Source organism: Methylobacterium sp. Leaf113 (assembly GCF_001423325.1).
GTDB lineage: Bacteria > Pseudomonadota > Alphaproteobacteria > Rhizobiales > Beijerinckiaceae > Methylobacterium.
In genome coordinates this window covers 55,965-78,998 of record NZ_LMNJ01000009.1, presented here as the reverse complement: position 1 = coordinate 78,998, position 23,034 = coordinate 55,965, and the positions used below count along the sequence as shown (strand labels likewise).

The following is a 23,034-nucleotide window of genomic DNA, read 5'->3' as shown; positions in this document are numbered from 1 at the left end:
GAAGGCGAACAAGCTCAGAGATTTGAAGGACGACGAGAGATGAGCGGAGCAGAGACCAAGCCGAATGCGGTCCTGAGCGAGATCGACAAGCTCAGCATCGACACGCTCCGGACCCTCGCCATCGACGCGGTGCAGAAGGCCAATTCCGGCCATGCCGGCGCCCCGATGGCGCTGGCGCCGGTGGCCTACACCCTGTGGAACCGTTACCTGCGCTACGACCCGGCGCATCCGCACTGGCCGAACCGCGACCGCTTCGTGCTGTCGGCCGGCCACGCCTCGATGCTCCTCTATGGCCTGATCCATCTAGCCGGCGTCGCTGAGAAGGACGGCGGCAACGCCCCCGCCCTCACCCTCGACGACCTCAAGAACTTCCGCCAACTCGACAGCCGCACGCCGGGCCATCCGGAATACCACTTCACCACCGGCGTCGAGACCACCACCGGGCCGCTCGGCCAGGGCGTCGCGAACTCCGTCGGCATGGCGATGGGCGGTCGCTTCCTCGGCGAGCGCCTGAATCGGCCCGAACTGCCGCTGTTCGACTATAATGTCTACGCCATCTGCTCGGATGGCGACCTGATGGAGGGCGTCGCCTCGGAGGCCGCCTCCATCGCCGGGCACCTGCGCCTGTCGAACCTGTGCTGGATTTACGACAACAACACCATCACGATCGAGGGCCATACGGAATTGGCCTTCTCGGAAGAGGTCGCGGCCCGCTTCCTCGCCTATGGCTGGCAGGTTCTGCGCGTGGCCGACGCCAACGACGTGCACGCAATCGCGTCCGCTCTCGAAACCTTCCTTCAGTCCAGCGACCGCCCGACCCTGATCGTCGTGAACTCGATCATCGGCTTCGGCGCCCCGAAAAAGCAGAACACCGCCAAGGCCCACTCGGACGCCCTTGGCGAGGACGAGGTCAAGGGTGCCAAGCGCGCCTATGGCTGGCCCGAGGACGCGCAGTTCCTGGTACCGGACGGTGTCTACGACAACTTCCGCAACGGCATCGGCAAGCGTGGTGCCGAACTCTATGCGACCTGGGAGGGTTTCTTTCAGGAAGCCAGGGCCGCCGATGCGACCCATGCCGAGGAACTCGACGCTTACCTCGAAGGCCGTCTCCCCGAGGGCTGGGACAAGGATATCCCGGTCTTCGAGGCCGACGCCAAGGGCCTTGCCACGCGTGAATCCTCCGGCAAGGTCCTGAATGCCATCGCGCAGCACGTGCCGTTCATGCTCGGCGGATCAGCCGATCTCGCGCCCTCCAACAAGACCAACCTGACCTTCGAGGGTGCCGGCTCGCTGACCCCCTTCGAGCCGGGTGGGCGCAACATCCACTTCGGCGTGCGCGAGCACGCGATGGGCTCCATCGTGAACGGCCTCGGCCTTGTGGGCCTACGCGCCTACGGTGCCACCTTCCTGGTCTTCGCCGATTACATGCGCCCACCGATCCGCCTCGCAGCGCTGATGGAGGTGCCGGTATTCCATGTCTTCACGCACGATTCGATCGGCGTCGGCGAGGATGGCCCGACCCACCAGCCGGTGGAGCAATTGCTGACGCTGCGGGCGATCCCCGGCTTGGTGACCCTGCGCCCGGCGGATGCCAACGAGGTCGCAGAATCTTATCGGGTGATCATGAGCCTCAAGGACCAGCCGGCGGTGCTGGCGCTGAGCCGCCAGCCACTGCCGACCCTAGACCGCTCGGCCTACGCCGCCGCATCCGGCACCGCCAAGGGCGCCTATGTCCTCGCCGATTGCGACGGGGCGCCTGAGGTGATCCTGATCGGCACAGGCTCCGAAGTGCAGCTCTGCATCTCGGCCTACGAGACCCTGAAGGCCGAGGGCATCAAGGCCCGCGTCGTCTCGATGCCGTCCTGGGACCTGTTCGAACGTCAGGATGAAGCCTACCGCAACAGCGTGCTCATCCCGGAAGTGCTGGCCCGCGTCGCCGTGGAGCAGGGCTCGGTCATCGGCTGGGACCGCTATGCGGGTTCGGCCGGCACCATCATCGGCATGCACACCTTCGGCTCCTCAGCGCCGATCAAGGATTTGCAGACGAAGTTCGGCTTCACCCCCGAAAAGGTGCTTCAGGCCGCCCGCGACCAGATCGCCCGGCACAAGAGGTAGGCGACGCGGGTTCTAACCCTATCCGGAACGCGTCCCCCGTCCGTGTGAAGAGAGGCTAGGAGGGAGGTTGGCTGAGTGACTCTCCGGCATCTGTGGCTGGCGGAGCCGCCCCCACCTCGAGCTTCTCTCCGCAAGGGCGAGGAGAGACGCATGATCAATGACGAATGAGGCGACGCTGATTTTTGTGCGCGACGCCACGATGACGGACGACGAGGAGTTTTCCATGAACCCGCTCAAGGCTCTCTTCCCCGAACAGGGTCAGGCCGTGTGGCTCGATTTCGTCGCCCGCGGCTTCGTTGCGCAGGGCAAGCTCAAGGCGCTGGTGGACGAGGACGGCCTGCGCGGCGTCACCTCGAATCCCTCGATCTTCGAGAAGGCCATTGGCGGCTCGTCCGAGTACGACGACGCACTCAAATCCGTGATGAACCAGGGCGATGCCCGTGTCATCGACCTCTACGAGGGCTGCGCGGTGGCCGACATCCAGGCTGCCGCCGACGTACTGCGCCCGGTCTACGATGAGAGCGACGGCGCCGACGGTTATGTCAGCCTGGAGGTGTCGCCCTACCTCGCCCTCGACACGGAGGAGACCCTGGCGGAAGCGCGTCGCCTGCACAGGATGGTGGCCCGCGACAACCTGATGGTGAAGGTGCCCGCCACTCGCGAAGGCATTCCGGCGATCCAGGCCCTGACGGCGGACGGCATCAGCATCAACGTCACTCTGCTGTTCTCGGTTGACACCTACGAGGCGGTGGCCCGCGCCTTCATTGCCGGTCTGGAGGCATTCGCCGCTAAGGGCGGCGACGTCTCGAAGGTCGCAAGCGTGGCGAGCTTCTTCATCAGCCGCATCGACGTCGCCATCGATAAGGCGCTCGATGAGAAGGGCGGCTTCGACGACCTGAAGGGCAAGGGCGCCATCGCCAACGCCAAGCTCGCCTATCAGCGCTACAAGGCTGTTCACGCCGAGCCGCAATGGCAGGCGCTTGCTGCCGAGGGGGCCAAGGCGCAGCGCCTGCTCTGGGCATCTACGGGCGTCAAGAACAAGGCCTATTCCGACGTGCTCTACGTCGAGGAACTCATCGGACCCGACACGGTCAACACCATGCCGCCGGCCACCATGGACGCCTTTCGCGACCATGGTACCGTCAAGGCCGCCATCGAGAACGACGTGGCGGGTGCGCAGAGCGTGATGACGCGCCTCGCCGAGGCCGGGATCGACATTGAGCGTGTCGCCGACACCCTGGTCGACGAGGGTGTGCAACTTTTCATCGATGCCGCCGACAAGCTGCTGGGTGCGGTGGCCGGCAAGCGCATTGATTTCCTCGGGACGAAGCTCGACTCACAGACCCTCGTGCTTGGGGAAGCCCTGACCACGGCTGCCAAGAAGGCGGTCGAGGAATGGCGTGCGTCGGGCAAGATCCGCCGGCTCTGGGCTCACGACAAGACCGTGTGGAGCAATGCCGACGAGGATCGCTGGCTCGGCTGGCTGCGCATCGTCGAGGATGAACTGGAGCACGTCGCCGACTACGAGGCTTTCGCCGAGGAGGTCCGGGCGGGCGGCTTCTCCGATGTCGTCGTTCTGGGCATGGGCGGGTCGAGCCTCGGTCCGGAGGTCCTGGCCGAGACCTACGGTGTGCACGATGGCTTCCCGACCCTGCGCATCCTCGATTCCACCGACCCGGATCAGGTCCGCGAGACGGAAGCCGCCATCAGCCTGCCCACCACGCTCTTCATCGTGGCGAGCAAGTCCGGCTCGACCCTCGAGCCCAACGTGTTCCGTGACTACTTCCTCGGCCGGATGAAGGACACGGTCGGCGCCGACAAGGCGGGATCGCACTTCGTCGCTGTCACCGATCCGGGCTCAGCCATGGAGAAGGCTGCCCAGTCCGACGGCTTCCGAAAGATCTTCTACGGGGTGCCGCAGATCGGCGGACGCTACTCCGTCCTCTCGGCGTTCGGCCTCGTGCCGGCGGCGGCCTCGGGCATCGACGTGAAGGCCTTCCTCGACACCGCCCGGATCATGGTCCGCTCCTGCGGCCCGGCCGTGCCGCCAGCCCAGAACCCGGGCGTGCTCCTCGGCACCGCCATGGGGGCTGCCGCTCTTACCGAGGGGCGCGACAAGATCACGATCATTGCTTCACCCGGTATCGACACCTTCGGGGCGTGGGCCGAGCAGCTCATCGCGGAATCCACCGGCAAGGAGGGCAAGGGCCTGATCCCGATCGACGGCGAGCCCGTCGACGTGCCTGCCGTCTACGGCCGGGACCGCTTCTTCGTCTATCTGCGCCTCGACAGCCGTGCCGATCCCCATCAGGACGAAGCCGTGCGCAACCTTGAGCGTGAGGGGCACCCCGTGGTGCACATCACCCTCGCCAACGCCGAGCAGTTGCCCCAGGAATTCTTCCGCTTCGAGATCGCCACGGCGGTGGCGGGGGCGATGCTCGGGATCAATCCCTTCGACCAGCCCGACGTCGAGGCGAGCAAGATCGAGACGAAGAAGCTGTTCGACGCGGCCGAGAAGAGCGGTGCCCTGCCGGGGGAAACGGCGATCTTCGCCGATGAGACGATTGCGCTCTACGCGGATGCGGGCAATGTCGGCGCCCTTCCCCAGGCCGTCGAAGGGTTGGAGGCTGCCGTCGCCGCCCATCTCGCCCGGGCGAAGGACGGCGACTACGTGGCGTTGCTGGCCTACGTGGCGCGCAATCCGGGCCATCACGCGATCCTCCAGGAGGCCCGGGTGGCCCTCCGCGACAAGCGACGCCTCGCGACCTGCCTCGAGTTCGGGCCGCGCTTCCTGCACTCCACCGGCCAAGCTTATAAGGGCGGTCCTGATACCGGGGTGTTCCTGCAGATCACCGCCGACCCTTCGGCCGACCTCGCGATTCCCGGCCGCAGCCTCGGCTTCGGCACGGTGGTGGCAGCCCAGGCACGAGGGGATTTCGCGGTCCTGGCCGAGCGAAAGCGCCGGGCCCTGCGCGTCCACATCAAGGGCGGTCAGGTTGAGGCTGGCCTGAAGCGCATCGCGGCCGCGATCAAGGCCGCGCTGTAGCGCCTGTCGGAGCGGACGGCGACCGAGGCGAGAACCGCCTGTTCCCGACCGGGGATGGGCGGTTCAGGTTTCGTGCTCACTGAGCCGTTTGGACGTTTTTGGCGGCCGAAGCGGGGAGAGCCGGCCCTGGCCTACGACGCGAACCCGTTGTCTCGTCCCCAGATGATCGCCTCGCCACGGCGATGGATGCCGAGCTTGCGGTAGAGCGCGGCGGCGTGGTTGCGGACTGTGTTGGGGGTCAGACCCAATCGCTTGGCGATGGCGCTGTCTCCCAGGCCCTGACAGATCAGGCGGAGCACTTCACCTTCGCGCCGGGTCAGATCGGGCCGGGTGGGGGCAACTTCGGTCGCGCCCGGATGGCGCAGGCTCCCGAGCTTCTCGATCAATCCGCGGCTGAACCAGGACGTGTCGGCCATTACGGCCTCGATCGCATCGAACAATTCGCGCTCGGAACGCTTGCGATCGCTGATGTCCTGCAGCACCGCGAGTAGGCAGGCCTCGTCGCCGATGGTGACGCGTTCGGCGGAGACGAGGCAGTCGAGTTCGACACCGTCGCAGGTCCGCAGGCAGGCTTCGAAGCCGAGAATGCTTCCCTGCGCAGCGAGGTCGGTTCCGAAGCGCTCGCGCTGGACGCTGTTGGCCCACAAGCCCATGGCATCGAGCCCCTGCCCCACCACCGTGTCGTCGGGGTGGCCGAAAATTCGGGTGAAGGCCTGATTGATCCCAATGACGGAAAGGTCATCCGCCCGGCACAGCAGAGTCGGCACCGGCGTGAGGCGGAAGGCCGTCGCGAATCGCTCCTCGCTGTGCCGGAGCGCCGTTTCCGCCTTCTTTCGCAGTTCGAGGTCGGCGAAGGTGAAGAGCATGCAGGGCTCGTCGCCCATGGCGATCGGTTGCCCGGCCACGATGACGAAGCGCGTGCCGCCATCCGGCAGGCGCAGGCAGGCCTCCATCTGCGGGATGGTCTCGCCCGCATTGAGGCGCGCGATGGCCAGCGACCGGTTGCGGGCCTCGTTGAGCACATCGATCTCGTAGACGCTGCTCCCAACGATGTCGGCGCTGCGATAGCCGGTCATTTCCAGGAAACCGAGATTGACCTTGACGTGGCGAAGGTCCGATAGGCGGCAGATGACGGCGGGAGCCGGATTGGCGTGGAAGGTCTTCTCGAAGCGATCCTCGGCTTCGAACTGCGATGTCACGTCGGTCAGGATCAGCACGAGGCAGTCGGGTTCCCCGGCCGCGTCCGTGATGACGAGGCTGCGAATGCGCTGCATCACGTCGAAATCAGGGCGGTCCGTCCGCCGGACGTTGACGATCACCTCGTCAAAGGTCTCGCCCGCCAACACCCGCTCAATCGGCGTGCGCGTCAGGACGTGGTGATTGCGATAGCGTAGTACGAACCTCTCGCGATAGGCTTCGACGGTCCCCCCGAGTTCGGCGAGTTCGGAAGCCCCGTGCATGGCGAGGGCGGCCGTATTGGCCCAGGCGATCCGCTGGTCGGGCTCGATCAAGATGACGCCCTCGGTGAGGCCGGCGATGATCTGGTGAAGCTGGGAACGGTCGACGCCCGTCGTCAAAGGTTTTGGCATCCTGCGTGCAAAGCGACGCTCGCGTGAGCGAAGGCACCTGAGTAGGTCGTCACGCCTCGCAAACGGACCTGTTCGCCTGGGAACAAACGCGGCGCAGCGGGACTCGTTGCCGACACGTGCATAGGGGGAAAGCGTGGCCGCAGCTTTGCATGCAAAATTCTTGCTGATTCTAAAACCGAGGATTTGCGATGTGCCAGGGTGACGATCCGAATTGCGTTCATTTCGTCGAGCATCGGGCCCGTATGCTCGACGATCTGGCGCCGGAGCGGAGATCCTTTCTGAAGAGCGGATTCGTGGCGTCTGGCGCGGCCGCGACCCTGATGGCCGGTGGTCTCAGCCTGCCCGGGCCCACGCTGGCGCAGGCAAGCGCCCGCGGCGGCTTGAAGCAGACGGCGCATTACCATCTGCCGGCCACGGCCGAAACGGTGCATTGGGGCTATTTCAGCCGCAGTCTCAAGCCCCAGGTCGAGATCGAATCCGGCGACTACGTCACCATCGAGACGTTGACCCACCACGCCAACGACGACGCCGAGCGCATGGTGACGGGGGATCCCGGCGCAGAGAGCGTCTTCCTCTGGACCAAGGACAGAAAGGGCGTCGTCCGGCGCGGGGCTGGTCCGGAGGAGACCAAATTCGGACCGGGCGGAGGCCTCGGCGTGCATATCTGCACCGGCCCGGTGGCAATTCGCGGCGCCGAGCCCGGCGACGTGCTCGAGGTCCGCATCCTCGACGTGGCGCCCCGCCCCTGCGCCAACCCAGCCTTCAAGGGCCGCACTTTCGGCAGCAATGCCGCCGCGAACTGGGGCTACCACTACAAGGACATGATCACCGGGGACCGACCCCGGGAGGTGGTGACGATCTACGAGGTCGATGCCTCCGGCGCCCGCGACTGGGCGCAGGCGGTCTATAGTTTTCGCTGGCCGGGTGTCATTGATCCCAACGGCGTCGCCCATCCGACCATCGATTATCCGGGTCTGCCCGTCGATCACACCAGGACCATTCGCAACGTCGATGTGCTCAAGGGCTTCCGGATCCCGATCCGCCCGCATTTCGGCACCATGGGCTTGGCGCCCAAGGAGGCCGAAATGGTGAACTCGATCCCACCGAGCTACACCGGCGGCAACATCGACAATTGGCGCATCGGCAAGGGTGCGACCCTGTACTATCCCGTCGCGGTGCCGGGCGCGCTGTTCTCGGTGGGTGACCCACATGCGAGCCAGGGCGATTCCGAACTCTGCGGCACGGCCATCGAGTGCTCGCTGACCGGCACCTTCCAGTTCATTTTGCACAAGAAGCGTGATCTTCCCGGCACCGCCCTGGAGACCCTCGACTTCCCGATGATCGAGACGGCCGATGACTGGGTGCTCTCCGGCTTCAGTTACCCGAACTACCTCGCCGATCTCGGGCCAGACGCACAGAACGCGATCTTCGCCAAATCCTCCATCGACCTCGCCATGCGCGACGCCTTCCGCAAAATGCGCCAGTTCCTCATGCACGGGCACGGGCTGACCGAGGACGAGACGATTTCGCTCATGTCCGTTGCGGTGGATTTCGGAATCACCCAGGTGGTGGACGGCAACTGGGGCGTCCACGCCATTGTCAAGAAGTCGATCTTCCCGGTGCGGACGACCTGAGCCGCCGCCTTCGTGTTGGCTAGAGCCGACCGGCGCGCACCGACAGGGGCCAACGGATATCCCGCTGCTCCATGGGCGAGCCCCAGGCTTCCGCCAGGGCTTCCTGAAACGCCACGATCGGCGCGCGGCCGATGGCCTTCTCCGCCGCTCGGACTGCCGACCAAGTTTCCGTATAGCCAATCAGGTCCGACAAGCCCCAGGACAGTGTGATGGCGAGTTCCGGCACTGCGATCTCCGGAAATGGGAACGGAAGCATTTGATATCCGTCCTCGACATGGCGGCGCTCCGGCGGCCAATGGGGCTGGAGAGTTCCGCCGTAGAAGCGCTGTATCACGGCGTCGACCGTCGCATCGTCCACGTGCAGAACGCCGTAGGTGATCAGCGCCAGGATCGCGCCCGGCCGTGCGACCCGCCGCACTTCGACGTAGAATGTCGGGAGGTCCAGCCAATGCGCCGCCTGGGCGACGGTGACGAGATCGGTACTGGCGTCCGGAAGGCCGCTGCGCTCGGCAGGCGCGATACTGTATGCGACGCGGTCATGCGGCGTCGCATGGGCGATCTGCTGCGCACTCGCGTCGGTGGCCACGACATGCTGGAATCGGTCGGCGAGTAGGACCGAGAGCTGCCCGGTGCCGCAGGCGCAATCGAGGGCGACGGATTGCCCTGGCGCGGCCTCCGCAAGGACATCGATCAGCGCCCGCGGGTAGGTCGGCCGATGTGCCGCGTACTCGGACGCATGGGTCGAAAAATGGTCCTTGAAACGCGTCACGGCCATCGGCCCCGGGTATCGGAAACATGCCCAGATCGCGACCGCATCGATCTGCTTCCGGAGCGCTGCACATCATGGATTGTGCAGGCTGCTGCAACACCCGCAAGAGCTGGGATCAGCGTGGTGTGAGGAAGACCATTCCTTTCAGAAGGTGGTGATATCGTCGTTCGGATCGATGGGAAATCGATCAGTCCAACCGTCAGGCGATGGCCATGTCGAGTGATGCGGCCCTGTCCAAAATCACCGTCGTGGCGTCGTACGTTCCCGGCTCGACGGTGACGGAGAAAGCCACATCGAAGCATTGCCCCAACGGGTTGCGTTGGGGCTGAAGCATCCTGGGGCCAGCCAATGCGATTCTCTCGAGGATCGCATTGGCTGGCCCCTAATCGCGGCTGGTTCGGACCCGGAGATCAGCAACTCAGGCGACGGCCCTCACGACGACCGAAGACACGGAAGTGAGCGGCGCCGGATTCCATCTGGCCCCGGTTGACCGCTCGGCGGACATCGGGATTGCAGCGAAGATACTCCGCCTCGTCGAAGCCGCTGTCTCGCCGGCCGTAACCCCGTCCACGCTCCCGGTAATCCCCGTCGCGATCACGGTATCCGTCGTCCCGACCTCGATATCCGTCGTCGCGGCTGCGATAGCCGTCTTCGTATCCACGATAGGGCTCGGCGAGGACAGGGCTGATCGAGCCGAGGACCGTCAGTCCCAGAACCGCTGCTGCACAGAGTGACTTCATGTCCGAGATTCTCCTTGCCGGACGCTAGAAACAGTTCCGCTTGGGATTTGGTTCAATCGGACCCGACGATCCGGCCTTCGAGGCCGAACAGACGGCTGAGGCCGCGCACCCGGTTGAGGATACGGTCGCCCGGCAATGAACCTTGACCGGGCGCGAGTGTCAGGGTCACCCGGCCGTCCTGGACAAGGACCGGGAGCCGCCCGAGGGCGCCCTCCATGCCGGCCGAGAGCGGAAAGGCGAGGCGCAGAAGAGCGCCGAGAAGGCGCGCGCGCTCAAACAGGCGAGGACCTGCCAGATTGCGCAGCATCGGGCTCGCCTTCTCGGGCGCGATCCCCTCATGGCGGAAGTAGATGGCGAGCGCGAGGTAGGCCCGGCCCGGATGGTCGATGCCTACGAAGGCCGCATGCGTGATGACGTTGACGCTCTGCTCTCCGCGGTAGTCTGGATGGGCCCGCCACCCGATGTCGGACAGAAGGCAGCCCGCGTGCCGCAGGCGGCGCTCGTCGGCGGTTTCGGGAGCATCGAGACTTGCGATGAAGCGGTCGCTCCAGCCGATCAGATCGGCAGCATGCCCCGGCGAGCGGGCCCGGAGTGCGTTCAACTCGGCAGCTGCCGCGAGCAACGGGTCGGCCAGGCGTGAATCGCGGTCGAGCTGCTCGTAGAGCAGACCCTCGCGCACACCGCTGGCGGAGACGGCAAGCTCGCGCGGACGTCCGATGCGGATGATTTCCTCCAGCACCACGGCCCCATAGGCAAGCAAGGGGCGGCGCGCTTCTGAGACGCTTTCGACATCCTGGAGCAGGGCCGCGTCGGTGCGCTCCACCACTTCGAGGAAGTTCAATTCGTCGGACGGCTCGACACTGTAGCCGTGCATGACGTGGAGCGGGTATCCGCGGGCCGATTGGTGCAGCCGCGCCAGCGCGCGCCACGTCCCTCCCACGGCGTAGAAGCTACGTCCGCGCAGAGTCTCCAGTTGCGGCGCTGCCTTCTTCAGGTTCTCGCGGACGATCTTGAGCGCCTTCTTCACCGACCCGCCGGAGAGATCCTGCAGCGCGAGGCCCCCGAGCGGCATCGTCACACCCGTACCGACCGTGGCGCCGCGCACATCGACGAGTTCGAGGGAGCCGCCGCCGAGATCGCCAACGACGCCATCGGGAGCGTGGAAGCCCGAGATGACACCGAACGCCGAGAGTTCGGCCTCGCGACGCCCGGAGAGAAGCTCGATGCGCTGGCCGCAGGCGGCTTCCGCGGCGGCCAGGAAGTCGGGTCCGTTCTCGGCATCGCGCGCCGCGGCCGTGGCTAGCACGAAGACCCGGCCGATCTGCATGGTTTCGCACAGCACGCGGAAGCGCGCGAGGGCGATGAGGGCCCGGCGCACCGCATCCTCATTGAGACGGCCCGTAGTCAGTACGTTGCGGCCGAGGCCGCACAGAACTTTCTCGTTGTAGAGCGGTGTCGGTGCCCGTGTCAGCCCGTCATAGGCGACCAGCCGTACCGAGTTCGAGCCAATGTCGATGATCGCTACCGGCGCGTTGTGACCTCCCGTCCCCTGGAAGGGGGGCCCTCGGACAGGTGTAGGGCGGGCAGGGTCGAGGCCCATGCGGGCTCCTCTGGACAATCCGTCGGCCACGCTGCCGTCAGCCACGCTGCGCGCGTCGGCTCAAGGCGCGCGGGCTCGACTTTTTCGACGACTTGCCGCGCCCGGACAGGCTCGGATTCGTCATGAAGTACTTGTGCGCATTGAACGGCTCCTCCCCTTCGGCAGGTAGGATCCGCTCACTGGCACCCGACGCCAGTACACGCCAGCTCTGGCGGTTGTCGAGGAGGTTGGCCAGCATGATCTGATCGAGGACCTGCTGATGCACGGTCGGATTGGTGATCGGCAACAGGGCCTCGACGCGACGGTCCAGATTCCGGCTCATCAGATCGGCGGACGAGATGTAGACGGTCGCCTTTGGATGGGGCAGCCCGACGCCGTTGCCGAAGCAGTAGATGCGCCCATGCTCCAGGAAGCGTCCGACGATCGACTTCACCCGGATCGTGTCCGACAGGCCCGGGATGCCGGGCCGCAAGCAGCAGATGCCGCGCACCACGCAGTCGATCTGCACGCCGGCCTGGGAGGCATCGTAGAGCGCGTCGATGATCTGTTGGTCGACCAGCGAGTTGCACTTTATCCAGATCGCGGCCGGGCGACCCGCCTTGGCGTGGGCCACCTCCGCCTCGATGTTCTCGAGAAGGCGCGGTTTCAGAGTCAGCGGTGAAACCGACATCCGCTCGAGTTCCGCGGGCTCGGCGTAGCCGGTGATGAAATTGAAGATGCGGCTGACATCGCGAGCCACTGCCGGGTCTGCCGTGAAGAAGGACAGGTCGGTGTAGATGCGCGCCGTGATGGGGTGATAGTTGCCGGTGCCGACATGGCAGTAGGTCACGAGGCGATCCCCCTCGCGCCGCACCACCATCGACAGCTTGGCGTGGGTCTTCAGCTCGATGAAGCCGAACACCACCTGAGCACCGGCCTTCTCCAAGTTGCGCGCCCAACGGATGTTGGCCTCTTCGTCGAAGCGGGCCTTCAGCTCGACGAGGGCAGTCACCGATTTGCCGAGTTCGGCGGCCTCGGCCAGAGCGGCGACAATCGGTGAGTTCGAGGAGGTGCGATAGAGCGTCTGCTTGATCGCCACCACGTTCGGGTCACGAGCCGCCTGGGCCAGGAACTGCACCACCGCGTCGAAGGATTCGTAGGGGTGATGGACGATGAAGTCCTTCTGTCGGATCGCCGCAAAGACGTCGCCTCCGCTCTCGCGAATGCGCTCGGGAAAGCGCGGATTGTAGGACTTGAACTTCAGGTCCGGCCGGTCGATCCCGACGATCTGGGACAGCTCGTTGAGGGCCAGCATACCCTCCACGAAGATTACCGCATCGGTGCTGATCTCCAACTCGTCGGCGACGAAAGCCCGCAGGTCCTCGGGCATGCCGGCCTCGACCTCGAGACGGATGACCACGCCGCGGCGGCGCTGCTTCAGCGCGGTTTCGAAATGCAGGACGAGATCCTCTGCCTCCTCCTCGATCTCGAGGTCCGAATCGCGGATCACCCGGAAAGCGCCCTGTCCCCGCAGCGAATAGCCCGGGAACAGCCGTCCGGTGAACAGGACGATGACCTGCTCGATGGCGATGAAGCGCGCGGTGGCATCGTTCTCCGCGTCAGGGAGGCGCACGAAGCGGTCGAGCACCGCCGGGAGACGAATGAGAGCCCGCAGGGTCCGGCCATCGCGGGGACGCACCAGCATCAACGCGATGGTGGAGCCGAGATTCGGGATGAACGGGAACGGATGGGCCGGATCGATGGCGAGGGGCGTCAGCACCGGAAAGACGTGATTGAGGAAGTAGTCTTCCAGCCACGCTTTATGTTCCTGCGTCAGACCGGCGGGCTCCACCAATTCGATGCCGACGCCGAGCAGGTCGCGGCGCAGTTCGCGCCATCGGGTCTGCTGATCGAGGGCGAGGCGCGAGACTTCGGAACCGACACGGGCCAGTTGCTCCGACGGCGTCAGCCCATCCTGCGAGGGCAGCACCAGTCCCGCGCGGACCTGATCATGCAGGCCGGCGACGCGCACCATGAAGAACTCGTCCAGATTGTTGGCCGAGATCGACAGGAAGCGCACCTGCTCCAGCAACGGGTGGTTGGTGTTCGAAGCCTCCTCGAGCACACGGCGATTGAACTGCAGCCACGAGAGTTCGCGATTGACGAAACGCTCGGGCGAGTGGCGCAGAGCGAGGCCGGCTTCACGCACGGAATCGCGGGCCTCGGAGCCCGGGATTGCCTTGGCGGAGGCCGTCCCTGCCTCGGCAGCCGGGAGATCGAGGTCCGCATCCGGCAATGCCTCCGGGGCGGGCGCCGGCGCGACCCGCGTCTCTTTGGGGGTCATCTTCTCCTGAGGTGGTCTGGCTGCCGAAGCGGGGGCGCTTCGCCGAGCAGCAGGGCGGGCCGGTCGCGCGCGGCTCTCGGTGCCCCGCGGGATTTCGGCGTCCGGGATGCCGGTGTCCCGTGCGGTTGCGTCCGAGTCCATGTCGCCCAAGAGTCTTTCTCCTTCGTCGCGGGATCGGCTTCCTAGCATGGGCAAGGCTGCCGTTTTTGACAGTTCAATGACAATCACTGGTGCTGCCAGGAGGGCATCAGGACCGTCGCTCCTGTCGATGGGAGCCGTGTTCTCGCATTCAGATGGGGGCTTCGCTGTCGGCTTCGCCTTCGGCGGCTGGATTGTCGTATACCTCGTCGTCGTCGGCTTCACCCGCGCCGTAGCCGAGGCGCTCCAGCACGGCCAGGGCCAGGGGCTTGGTGATGCGCCGGCCCCGGCTCAGGGCGTCGCGATCCAGGGCGGTGACGACTTCCCGGGCGCGGCCGAGGGAGCGGTCGATGCGGAGCGCGAGAGCCTCGACGATCGCAAGGTCAACGACGAGTTGGCGGTCTACGAACAGCTTGACCAGAACCGCTCGCAGGAGGGCGTCGTCGGGAGGCAGGATCATGGCGCTGGGCGCAAGGCGCAGCCGTGAGCGCAGATCCGCCGTGGTCAGCCCCAGGGCCTCCACCGAGGTCGCGGAGGTGATCAGGACCGGACAGGCTCTTTCGCGGGCGAGATTGAGCAGGTGGAACAGGGCCGCTTCGTCGCGCGGGCCGGCCCGGTCGATGTCTTCGACCACCAGGGCGCCGTTGGACAGGAAGCGTGGGACCGTCTCCGCAGTGATCTCGGAGGCCTGTGCCGTCCAGGCATGCGAGCGGGTCGCCCAAATCGAGGCGAGATGGCTCTTGCCGCTGCCCGGCGGTCCGGTGAGCAAGCATACAGGGTGGGGCCAGTTCGGCCAGGCCTCGACCAGCGCATAGGCGGCCTCGTTGGCCGGACCGACGAGGAAGTCTTCACGGCCGTAGCGCGGGTCTGCCGGCAGGTCGAAGGCGAGTTGCTTCGGGGGGACGTTTTCGCGGATTGCCATCTAGTGATCGGGTTTGGACAGGAGCGCAGGAGCGTCGGCATAGTAGAGCGGGCTCTGGAGGTAACGCTCCAGAACGAACCGGACCAGAACTCCGATGGAAGCCGCGACAGGGACCGCCAGCAGGAGCCCGAGGAAGCCGAACAGCGAGCCGAAGGCAAGCAGCGCGAACATCAGCCAGACCGGATGCAGGCCAACCGATTCCCCCACCAGCTTCGGCGAGATGATGTTGCCCTCGAGGAACTGACCCACCACGAACACCCCGATGGTGAGGCCGATATGAAGCCAGTCGGAACCCGGCCAGAACTGAGCCAGGGCGACGCCGACGGAGAGAAGGAAGCCGGTCAGCGTCCCCACATACGGGATGAAGGTCAGGAAGCCCGCGATCAGCCCGATCAGGACACCGAAATTCAATCCAACGGCGAACAGGCCGACGGCGTAGAATGTGCCGAGGATGAGACAGACCAGGGTCTGTCCGCGCACGAAGCCCGTCACCGCCCCGTCGATCTCGCGTCCGAGGCGTCGCACGACTGGACGGTGGCGCGGGGGCACCCAGCCGTCGACGGACGCCACCATGCGGTCCCAGTCAACGAGAAGGTAGAAGGCCACCACCGGGGTCACCACCAGGAGCGACGCGATTGAAATCAGCGCCTGGCTGCCCGACCACAACGATTTCAGGAAGGTCAGGAACCAAGTCCCCCCCTGCCCCACCAGGGTGCCGACCTGCGATTGTAGGTCGCTCAGCACGTCGGCGCCACCGACCCGCTGCAGGAGTGGGCCGGCCCGCTCGGCCAGAATGCCCTGAAGGCGCGAGACCATGCCGGGCAGGGTCGCCACGAGGGCGGAGACCTGGTTGGCGGCAAGCGGCACGACGAGGAGCAGTACGACGACGAGGCCGACCACGAACATCGCCAGGATGAGGAGGGAGGCGGAGAGCCGGCCAAGTCCCAGGCGCTCCAGTCGATCAGCGATCGGATCGAGAAGATAGGCCAGCGCCAGACCGGCCACGAACGGCAGCATCACGTCGGCCAGCAGGTACAGCAGCAGGGCGAGGCCCACGAGGGCCGTCAGCCCGATCATCGCCCTGCCGCGCATCGGCCGTTCCCCGTTCACGTCGTTCCATGCTCAACAGTGGGAACCCGGGGCAACACGGTCAAGGCTGTGGTGCGAAAGGGATGGAAACCTTGTACGCCCATGGGCGACGCACGACAGAACCCGCGAGTGGTATACCAGCGGCACGGCTGTCCTGGGATACGATGGACTCGCGAACCCGCGCGCGAGCGGTTAGAGGTCGCCCAACACGGATTTGCAGAGAGCGGTGCGGATGACCGGCGAGCCCAGTAACGGAATGACCTACGCGGCAGCCGGCGTCGATATCGACGCCGGCAACGCCATGGTCGAGACGATCAAGCCGCTGGTACGCGCTACCCGCCGGCCGGGGGCGGATGCCGAGATCGGCGGCTTCGGTGGCCTGTTCGACCTCAAGGCCGCCGGCTTCAAGGACCCGATTCTTGTGGCGGCCAATGACGGCGTCGGCACCAAGGTGAAGATCGCCATCGAGACCAATCGGCACGACACCATCGGCATCGACCTTGTGGCGATGTGCGTCAACGACATCATCGTGCAGGGTGCCGAACCGCTGTTCTTCCTCGACTATTTCGCAACCGCCAAGCTGGTGCCGGGAGTGGGCGCCGACATCGTGCGTGGCATCGCGGCCGGCTGCCGGATTGCCGGCTGCGCCCTGATCGGCGGCGAGACCGCGGAAATGCCGGGTCTCTACGACGGCGCCGACTACGATCTCGCAGGCTTCAGCGTAGGCGCGGCCGAACGCGGAACCCTGCTGCCGCGCGGCAACATCGTTCCGGGCGACGTGGTACTGGGCCTGCCCTCCTCGGGCGTGCATTCCAACGGTTTCTCGCTGGTGCGCCGCATCGTCGAGAAGAGCGGCCTGTCCTACGACGATCCCGCCCCCTTCGAGCCCACCCGGACGCTGGGCGAGGCGCTGCTGGAGCCGACCCAGATCTACGTGAAGCCGCTGCTGGCGGCCCTGCGGACCACGGATGGCATCAAGGCGCTGGCCCACATCACGGGTGGCGGCTTCCCCGACAACCTGCCTCGCGTGCTGCCCGACGGCGTCGGCATCAGCATCGACCTCGACGCGATCATCCCGCCGCCGGTCTTCGGGTGGCTTTCGGAGGTTGGCGGAGTCGTTGAATCCGAGATGCTGCGCACCTTCAACTGCGGCATCGGCATGGTTGTGGTAGTGGCGCCCGAGAGCGTCAGCAGCGTGTCGAAAGCCCTCGACCTCGGCGGCGCCTCCCCGGTCCGCCTTGGCCGGATCACCCCGCGCGGCCCCGAGCCCGTGACCTTCGAAGGCCGGCTCGCCTTCTGATGGCGGCCCTTGCGAAAACCCGCGTCGCGATCCTGATCTCAGGGCGCGGCTCGAACATGGCCTCGCTGATCGCGGCGGCCGAGGCGTCGGATTATCCCGCCGAGATCGTGCTGGTGGCGGCCAACCGCCCCGAGGCACCGGGCCTTGCCTTCGCGGCAGAGCGCGGCATCCCGACCCGTGCCCTCGATCACCGGGCCTACCTGAGCAGGGAGGCCTTCGACGCCGCGCTCCATACCGAATTGAAGTACGCCGGCATCGATCTCGTCTGCCTCGCTGGCTTCATGCGGATCTTCTCCGCCGGCTTCGTCGAGTCCTGGGCGGGTCGGATGATCAACATCCACCCCTCCCTGCTGCCGCTGTTCAAGGGCGTGCACACCCACGAACAGGCGCTGGCCGCCGGTGTCCGCCTTCACGGCTGCACCGTGCATTACGTCGTGCCCGAACTCGATGCCGGTCCGATCATCGCCCAGGCCGCCGTGCCGGTCCGGCCCGGAGACGATGCCGAGACCCTCGCGGCACGCATTCTGGTACAGGAGCACCGGCTCTACCCGCAGGCCCTGGCGCTGGTCGCGGCCGGCCAAGTGAGCCTGGACGGTGACCGGGTGATGTTTTCGGGGGGCGTGCAGGGGACGGACGGGGCGCTACTCAGCCTGTAGCACAGAGCCGTGGGCCGCTTATGCGTTCGGGAGGTGCGTCGCCAGCGCCTCCAGAACCGCCATGCGGACGGCGACGCCCATCTCGACCTGCTCTCGGATCAGCGACTGCGCCCCATCGGCGATCTCGGACGAGATTTCGACGCCCCGGTTCATCGGACCCGGATGCATCACCAGGGCGTCGGGGGCGGCCAGCCGCAGTTTGTCGGCATCGAGCCCGAAATAACGGAAATACTCCTTCACGGAGGGCACGAACGAGCCGTTCATGCGCTCGCGCTGCAGGCGCAGCATCATGACGATGTCACAGCCCTCCAGGCCCCTGCGCATGTCCGTGAAGACCTCGACGCCGAAGCGCTCGATGCCGGCGGGTAGCAGGGTCGAGGGCCCGATGATGCGCACCCGGGCACCCATCGCCTGGAGCAGGATCAGGTTGGAGCGTGCGACGCGGCTGTGCAGGACATCGCCGCAGATGGCGACCCGAAGGCCCTCGATCCGACCCTTGTTGCGCCGAATGGTCAGGGCATCGAGAAGGGCCTGGGTCGGATGCTCGTGCGCGCCATCCCCGGCATTGACCACGGCACAATCGACCTTGCGGGCGAGGAGATGCACGGCGCCCGCCGCATGGTGGCGCACCACGATGATGTCGGGCCGCATGGCATTCAGGGTAGCGGCGGTGTCGATGAGGGTCTCGCCCTTCTTCACCGAGGACGAGGCCACGGACATGTTCATGACGTCCGCGCCGAGGCGCTTGCCGGCCAGCTCGAACGAACTCTGCGTCCGCGTCGAGGGCTCGAAGAACAGGTTGATCTGGGTGCGGCCCCGCAATGTGGCGCGCTTCTTCTCGACTTGGCGGGAGAGTGCCACCGCCTCCTCCGCCCGATCAAGGAGGATCTCGATATCGGGCCGCGAGAGCCCTTCGATACCGAGCAGGTGCCGGTGGGGGAAACTTTGAGGCGCGGCTGTCATGCTGGGTCCAGGGCTATAGGCCGGGCCGGCAAGGGCGGCAAGGCACGTGAGGCGCCCGGCCGCCCCCGCGCCTACACCCCCGGAGCCACCAGCGGGCGGAGGGATGCTGCGAGGTCGGTGAGGCTCAGACCACCCTTCTGCAAGACGCGGTCGGCGCGTCCTGCGAGGCGGCGCCGATCTTCCGCGGTGATGTCCTTGGCGGTCAGCACCACCACCGGAATGTCGCGCCACTCCGCGCGTTCGCGCAGTGCCCGCAGGAATCCGAAGCCGTCCATCTCCGGCATCATCAGGTCGAGGAGGATGAGGCAGGGCTTCTTGGCCGCCGTCGCCTCGAGTCCCGCGACGCCGTTCTCCGCCGAGGCGACCCGCCAGCCTTCGCGCGTCAGCATCGCCGACAGCCGTTCCCGGGCATCGGGATCGTCGTCGATGATGAGTACCGGTCCCTTGTGCTCGGAGGGTTTGAACCGATCCATCGCGGATTTGAGCTGCGTCCACTCGATCGGTTTCTGCAGATAGTCGGTGGCCCCGAGGGAGAAGGCGAGGTTCTGCTCGTCGAGCACCGTCACCATGATGATCGGTGTCGTGCCGAGTTCCGGATCCGCTCTCAGGGTGCGCAGCACCGACCAGCCATCCATGCGCGGCATCGTCACGTCGAGGAGGATGACGCGAGGCTTCAGTTCGCGGGCCCGCTCGATGCCTTCGCGCCCGTCGCGGGCTGTGGCAACGGTGAAGCCGTCTTTTTGCAAGAAACGCGCGAGAAGGTCGCGGGTCGAGGCGTCGTCATCGATGATGAGGACGTGTCCGCCGGGGATCGGCCGTGCCTCGTGCGTCAGGTGCAGGGCGCCGTGGTCGTGCGCGACGGCTGCCTCGGGGCTTGCGGGGACATAGATTGCGGGCACCACCAGGGTGAAGGTGGTGCCGGACCCTTCCTCGCTCTCGACCTCGATCCGGCCGCCCAGCATCTCTGCGAAGGCGCGGGTGATGGCGAGGCCGAGGCCCGTTCCGCCGAAACGCCGGGTGGTGGAAGCGTCAGCCTGGGTGAAGCGCTGGAACAGCTTGGCCTGCTGCTCGGCGTTCATACCAATGCCCGTGTCGGTGACGCGGAAGTTGAGCCAAGCAGCCTCGTCGCGCGTCATGCGCGAAACCGCCAGCACGATCCGTCCGCCCTCGGTGAACTTTGCGGCGTTGCTCAGGAGGTTGATCAGGCATTGGCGCAGCTTGGTCTGGTCGGTCTGCGCCTCGCCGAGGTCGTCCGCGATTTCGAGGGCGAGGGTGTTGCCCTTCTTCTCGATGAGCGATTCTACCGTGGAGGCGACGTCACGCACGGTCTCCGAGACGGAGAAGGTTTCGGCGTAGACCTCCATGCGCTCGGCCTCGATTTTTGACAGATCGAGCACATCGTTGATCAGGCCCAGAAGGTGGCGGGCATTCGACTCGATCTTGCGCATGTCGGCGAGGAGTCCTTCCTCGCCTAGATCCTCGATTTCCTCCTGCAGCATCTCTGAGTAGCCGATTACCGCCGAGAGCGGGGTGCGCAGTTCGTGACTCATGTTGGCGAGGAACTGGCTCTTGGCGCGATTGGCCTCCTCGGCTGCCTCCTTGGCCGCTTCCAGGGCCAGTTCGGCCTCTTTCCGTGCCGTCACATCCGAATGGGTGCCGACCCATTCGCGAATGCTGCCATTTTCCTCCAGGATGGGGACCGCCCGGGCGGACATGATCCGCCAGACGCCGTCGTGACGGCGGATCCGATGTTCGATCTCGTAGGGTGAAAGGCTCTCTACGGCCTGCACCCAGGTCTCGTTGGTGCGGCTCTGATCATCCGGGTGGATGGCCTTCAGCCATCCGGCTCCCGCGGCCTCCTGGGGTGTCTGACCGGTAAAGCGGGTCCATTCGGAGGGCGTCACCTCGAAGCCGCCCTCGGGCGTCGTGGTCCAGACGATGGCGCTCGTGGCCTCGGTAAGAGACCGGAAGCGCTCTTCGCTGTGGCGCATGCGCTCTTCGGAGAGCTTGCGCAGGGTCTCGTCCGAAACCACCAATCCGACGCCGTCGGCTTGGGATTTGCCAGCGCCGGACGAACCGCCCCGCCCCCGCAGGGGATAGAAGCTCATCTGGAAATGGCGCACCCCGCGGGGGGCGCTTGGCGTCGAGACCGCCACGTCGACATTGGTGGTGACGAGGCCCTCGTCGCGAGCGGCCTTGAGCTTCGGAATCAGCTGCTCCTGCAGGGTCGGCACATGGGCCCAGATCGGCGCCCCGAGATCGGCCCCGAAACCGCGCTCATTCATGGTGGCGAGCGCCCGGTTCATGTGCTGGATCGTCAGGTCGCGATCGAGGAAGCCGAGCCCGACGGGCGCGTTGGCAAATACGCCGTCGAGGAGAGCCGCCGTGCGCTGCTCGTCGCGCCGGCGCACCAGTGCGAGTCGTCCGAGCAACGCGACGGCACCGAGGGCGGCCGCAATCGAAACCAGGGACAGGACAAGGGAGAGTACCCGGTCCCGTGCCTCGCTCGTCGCCAGGACCGCATTGGCGTGGTTCTGAACCGCCTTCACCGCGGCCCGCACTTCGTCCATCGAGCGCTTGCCCTCGCCCATCCGGGCGAGCCCCACGGCGGCGTCGTAGCCCTGCTCCCGACGCAGCGCGATCACCCGGGCTGCGTAGGCGCGCTTCGTCTCGACGAAGCGGCGCAGGTCGCGGATGTGCTGCGGCCCTTGATCATCCGTTTGCGTGGACAGCGTCTCGATGGCGTTCAACTGACCGTCGATGGTGTCCTGCGCCGCCTGATAAGGCTCGAGATAGGCCTCGTCCCCGAACAGCACGTAGCCCCGCATGCCGGTCTCAAGCTCAACCATGTTTGAGAGCAGGCGCTCGCTCTGGCTGAGGATGGCATGCTGGCGAGCGCCCTGTGCGCGGCTCGCCTCGCCGGCCAGGTAGTTCCCGATTCCAGCCGCGACCGCCAGGCCGATCAGCACCAGGGCGAGCGGCGAGCTGGGTAGACCCGCGAGAAGGCGGGGCTTGCGCCAGGCTCGATCGGAACGCGGAGGCGAGGCATTGCTCATGTGGTGGACTTCATGCGGTGGGTGACCCGGTGGGCGAAGGGACGAACGGAACATCGCGATGGCGCTTTGCTGCCGGTCTGCGTGCCCGGACAGGGCGCCCTTGCAGAGGCCGGAAGCGATGGAGGCGGACTTACGTCAATGAGCCGTGGACACGAGCAAGGCGGGACACGAGCAGGGGGGACGCGAGCAAGGAGATTGCATCGACGCTCGCAAACGCGCCGCCGGTCCGTCCGTTCATCGCCAACCTGTCTTTGGTCAACGCGCCGGGTTGCGCAGGCTGCGTGTCCCACCGGATCGTCAGTCGCTGCCCTCGTCGGGAATGGCGAGGCGGGTGCCACAGGCCTTGCAGTGGACGGCATCCGTATCATGGCGCTGCAGACCACAGGTCGGGCAAGGAAATCGGATTTTGGGTGGCCGGAACAGCACCTGGGCAAGGCGCAGGAACAGGGTCACACCAAAGATCATCACCGCGACCGAGATCAGGCGCCCCGTTGGACCCGGCAGGGTGATGTCCCCGTATCCGGTAGTCGTCAGCGAGGTCACGGTGAAATAGAGCGCGTCGATGGCATTGCCGATCGCCGGATTGGTGCCGTGCTGGGTTGCGTAGACGATCCCGGTCATCACGAACACGAAGACCGCGAGGTTGGTGGCCGCCAGGATCGCGTCCTCGTTGGCGCGGAAGACCGCGCTGTCGGCCCGCAACCGGTCGAGGAGCTGGTAGGTGCGCAGAAGGCGGAGGGTGCGGAGGATGCGCAGGAAGCCCACGCCCTCGCCAATCACCGGTGCCAGAAACGAGACCAAAGCGGCGATGTCGGCCCAGGTCGAGAGATGCAGGAACTCCCGCGATCGATTCCGGCTGATGGCGAGCCGGGCCAGGAAGTCCAGGAGGACCACGAGGCCGAAGGCGATATCGATCCGCTCGATCCAGGCGTGACGCGGCAGGAACGAGGTCCCCACGACGTAGACCACGGTCGCCGCATCGAAGAGGAGGAGGCCATAGCGGAAGCGATGGGCGCGGCCCGTATCGCCCTCGTAGAGTTCCGCGAGAAGCGCGTTCTGCTGAGCCATTGATGCGAAGTTGCCTGTCGGGGGAA

General features: G+C 66.2%; 15 protein-coding genes. 6 read left to right on the top strand and 9 right to left on the bottom strand.

The genetic code is table 11. The features are described from left to right. The first annotated feature begins 39 nt into the window (after positions 1-39). Complete coding sequence (gene tkt, locus ASF60_RS08120) at positions 40-2,115, top strand: transketolase (protein WP_056183165.1); 2,076 nt, start codon at positions 40-42, stop codon at positions 2,113-2,115. Positions 2,116-2,338: 223 nt separating this feature from the next. Continuing rightward, a complete protein-coding gene (locus tag ASF60_RS08115) occupies positions 2,339-5,161 on the top strand; it encodes a bifunctional transaldolase/phosoglucose isomerase (protein WP_056183273.1) in 2,823 nt (940 codons plus the stop codon). Between the two features lie 131 nt (positions 5,162-5,292). Here ASF60_RS08115 and ASF60_RS08110 read toward each other — a convergent pair whose 3' ends face one another. After that, positions 5,293-6,738 (bottom strand): helix-turn-helix transcriptional regulator, encoded by a 1,446-nt coding sequence (locus ASF60_RS08110; RefSeq protein ID WP_056183162.1) that lies wholly within the window; start codon positions 6,736-6,738, stop codon positions 5,293-5,295. 200 nt (positions 6,739-6,938) lie between these two features. Between ASF60_RS08110 and ASF60_RS08105 the strand changes: the two genes are divergently transcribed. Next, complete coding sequence (locus tag ASF60_RS08105) at positions 6,939-8,384, top strand: acetamidase/formamidase family protein (RefSeq protein ID WP_056183158.1); 1,446 nt, start codon at positions 6,939-6,941, stop codon at positions 8,382-8,384. 19 nt (positions 8,385-8,403) lie between these two features. Here the strand turns inward: ASF60_RS08105 and ASF60_RS08100 are convergent, their stop codons facing one another. Then, positions 8,404-9,159: a class I SAM-dependent methyltransferase gene (locus tag ASF60_RS08100; protein ID WP_056183155.1), complete on the bottom strand. Its 756-nt coding sequence runs from the start codon at positions 9,157-9,159 to the stop codon at positions 8,404-8,406. Between the two features lie 449 nt (positions 9,160-9,608). Between ASF60_RS08100 and ASF60_RS26085 the strand changes: the two genes are divergently transcribed. Further along, on the top strand, positions 9,609-9,887 hold the full coding sequence (locus ASF60_RS26085) for a hypothetical protein (protein ID WP_156633947.1): 279 nt from the start codon (positions 9,609-9,611) through the stop codon (positions 9,885-9,887). 58 nt (positions 9,888-9,945) lie between these two features. Here ASF60_RS26085 and ppx read toward each other — a convergent pair whose 3' ends face one another. From ppx to ASF60_RS08075, 4 genes are all read right to left on the bottom strand, one after another. After that, positions 9,946-11,493 carry an exopolyphosphatase gene (gene ppx, locus ASF60_RS08090; RefSeq protein WP_082504239.1) on the bottom strand — a complete coding sequence of 516 codons (1,548 nt, stop codon included), beginning with the start codon at positions 11,491-11,493 and terminating at the stop codon, positions 9,946-9,948. Between the two features lie 37 nt (positions 11,494-11,530). Next, positions 11,531-13,966 (bottom strand): RNA degradosome polyphosphate kinase, encoded by a 2,436-nt coding sequence (locus ASF60_RS08085; RefSeq protein WP_056183150.1) that lies wholly within the window; start codon positions 13,964-13,966, stop codon positions 11,531-11,533. Positions 13,967-14,105: 139 nt separating this feature from the next. Continuing rightward, on the bottom strand, positions 14,106-14,870 hold the full coding sequence (locus ASF60_RS08080) for a hypothetical protein (RefSeq protein WP_056183266.1): 765 nt from the start codon (positions 14,868-14,870) through the stop codon (positions 14,106-14,108). A gap of 6 nt (positions 14,871-14,876) precedes the next feature. Next, positions 14,877-15,968, bottom strand: coding sequence for an AI-2E family transporter (locus ASF60_RS08075; RefSeq protein WP_056183147.1), 1,092 nt, complete (start codon positions 15,966-15,968; stop codon positions 14,877-14,879). Positions 15,969-16,197: 229 nt separating this feature from the next. Here ASF60_RS08075 and purM point away from each other — a divergent pair, with 229 nt between their 5' ends. After that, positions 16,198-17,265 carry a phosphoribosylformylglycinamidine cyclo-ligase gene (gene purM / locus ASF60_RS08070; protein ID WP_056183146.1) on the top strand — a complete coding sequence of 356 codons (1,068 nt, stop codon included), beginning with the start codon at positions 16,198-16,200 and terminating at the stop codon, positions 17,263-17,265. Continuing rightward, positions 17,265-17,921, top strand: coding sequence for a phosphoribosylglycinamide formyltransferase (gene purN, locus ASF60_RS08065; RefSeq protein WP_200940933.1), 657 nt, complete (start codon positions 17,265-17,267; stop codon positions 17,919-17,921). The genes purM and purN overlap by 1 nt, the downstream gene beginning before the upstream one ends. Before the next feature lie 18 nt (positions 17,922-17,939). On the opposite strand, the gene ASF60_RS08060 is transcribed toward purN, so the two are convergent. From ASF60_RS08060 to ASF60_RS08050, 3 genes are all read right to left on the bottom strand, one after another. Beyond that, positions 17,940-18,884: an aspartate carbamoyltransferase catalytic subunit gene (locus ASF60_RS08060; protein WP_056183141.1), complete on the bottom strand. Its 945-nt coding sequence runs from the start codon at positions 18,882-18,884 to the stop codon at positions 17,940-17,942. Between the two features lie 71 nt (positions 18,885-18,955). Continuing rightward, positions 18,956-21,940: a response regulator gene (locus ASF60_RS08055; RefSeq protein ID WP_056183138.1), complete on the bottom strand. Its 2,985-nt coding sequence runs from the start codon at positions 21,938-21,940 to the stop codon at positions 18,956-18,958. A gap of 297 nt (positions 21,941-22,237) precedes the next feature. Beyond that, positions 22,238-23,008: a potassium channel family protein gene (locus ASF60_RS08050; protein WP_056183135.1), complete on the bottom strand. Its 771-nt coding sequence runs from the start codon at positions 23,006-23,008 to the stop codon at positions 22,238-22,240. Between the last annotated feature and the right edge of the window lie 26 nt (positions 23,009-23,034).

What these genes read in the sequence shown, in the direction of transcription:
- tkt (WP_056183165.1), top strand. Translation starts at nt 40, where the DNA reads ATGAGCGGAGCAGAGACCAAGCCGAATGCGGTCCTGAGCGAGATCGAC.
- ASF60_RS08115 (WP_056183273.1), top strand. Translation starts at nt 2,339, where the DNA reads ATGAACCCGCTCAAGGCTCTCTTCCCCGAACAGGGTCAGGCCGTGTGG.
- ASF60_RS08105 (WP_056183158.1), top strand. Translation starts at nt 6,939, where the DNA reads ATGTGCCAGGGTGACGATCCGAATTGCGTTCATTTCGTCGAGCATCGG.
- ASF60_RS08100 (WP_056183155.1), bottom strand. Translation starts at nt 9,159, where the DNA reads ATGGCCGTGACGCGTTTCAAGGACCATTTTTCGACCCATGCGTCCGAG.
- ppx (WP_082504239.1), bottom strand. Translation starts at nt 11,493, where the DNA reads ATGGGCCTCGACCCTGCCCGCCCTACACCTGTCCGAGGGCCCCCCTTC.
- ASF60_RS08075 (WP_056183147.1), bottom strand. Translation starts at nt 15,968, where the DNA reads ATGCGCGGCAGGGCGATGATCGGGCTGACGGCCCTCGTGGGCCTCGCC.
- purM (WP_056183146.1), top strand. Translation starts at nt 16,198, where the DNA reads ATGACCGGCGAGCCCAGTAACGGAATGACCTACGCGGCAGCCGGCGTC.
- purN (WP_200940933.1), top strand. Translation starts at nt 17,265, where the DNA reads ATGGCGGCCCTTGCGAAAACCCGCGTCGCGATCCTGATCTCAGGGCGC.
- ASF60_RS08060 (WP_056183141.1), bottom strand. Translation starts at nt 18,884, where the DNA reads ATGACAGCCGCGCCTCAAAGTTTCCCCCACCGGCACCTGCTCGGTATC.
- ASF60_RS08055 (WP_056183138.1), bottom strand. Translation starts at nt 21,940, where the DNA reads ATGAGCAATGCCTCGCCTCCGCGTTCCGATCGAGCCTGGCGCAAGCCC.
- ASF60_RS08050 (WP_056183135.1), bottom strand. Translation starts at nt 23,008, where the DNA reads ATGGCTCAGCAGAACGCGCTTCTCGCGGAACTCTACGAGGGCGATACG.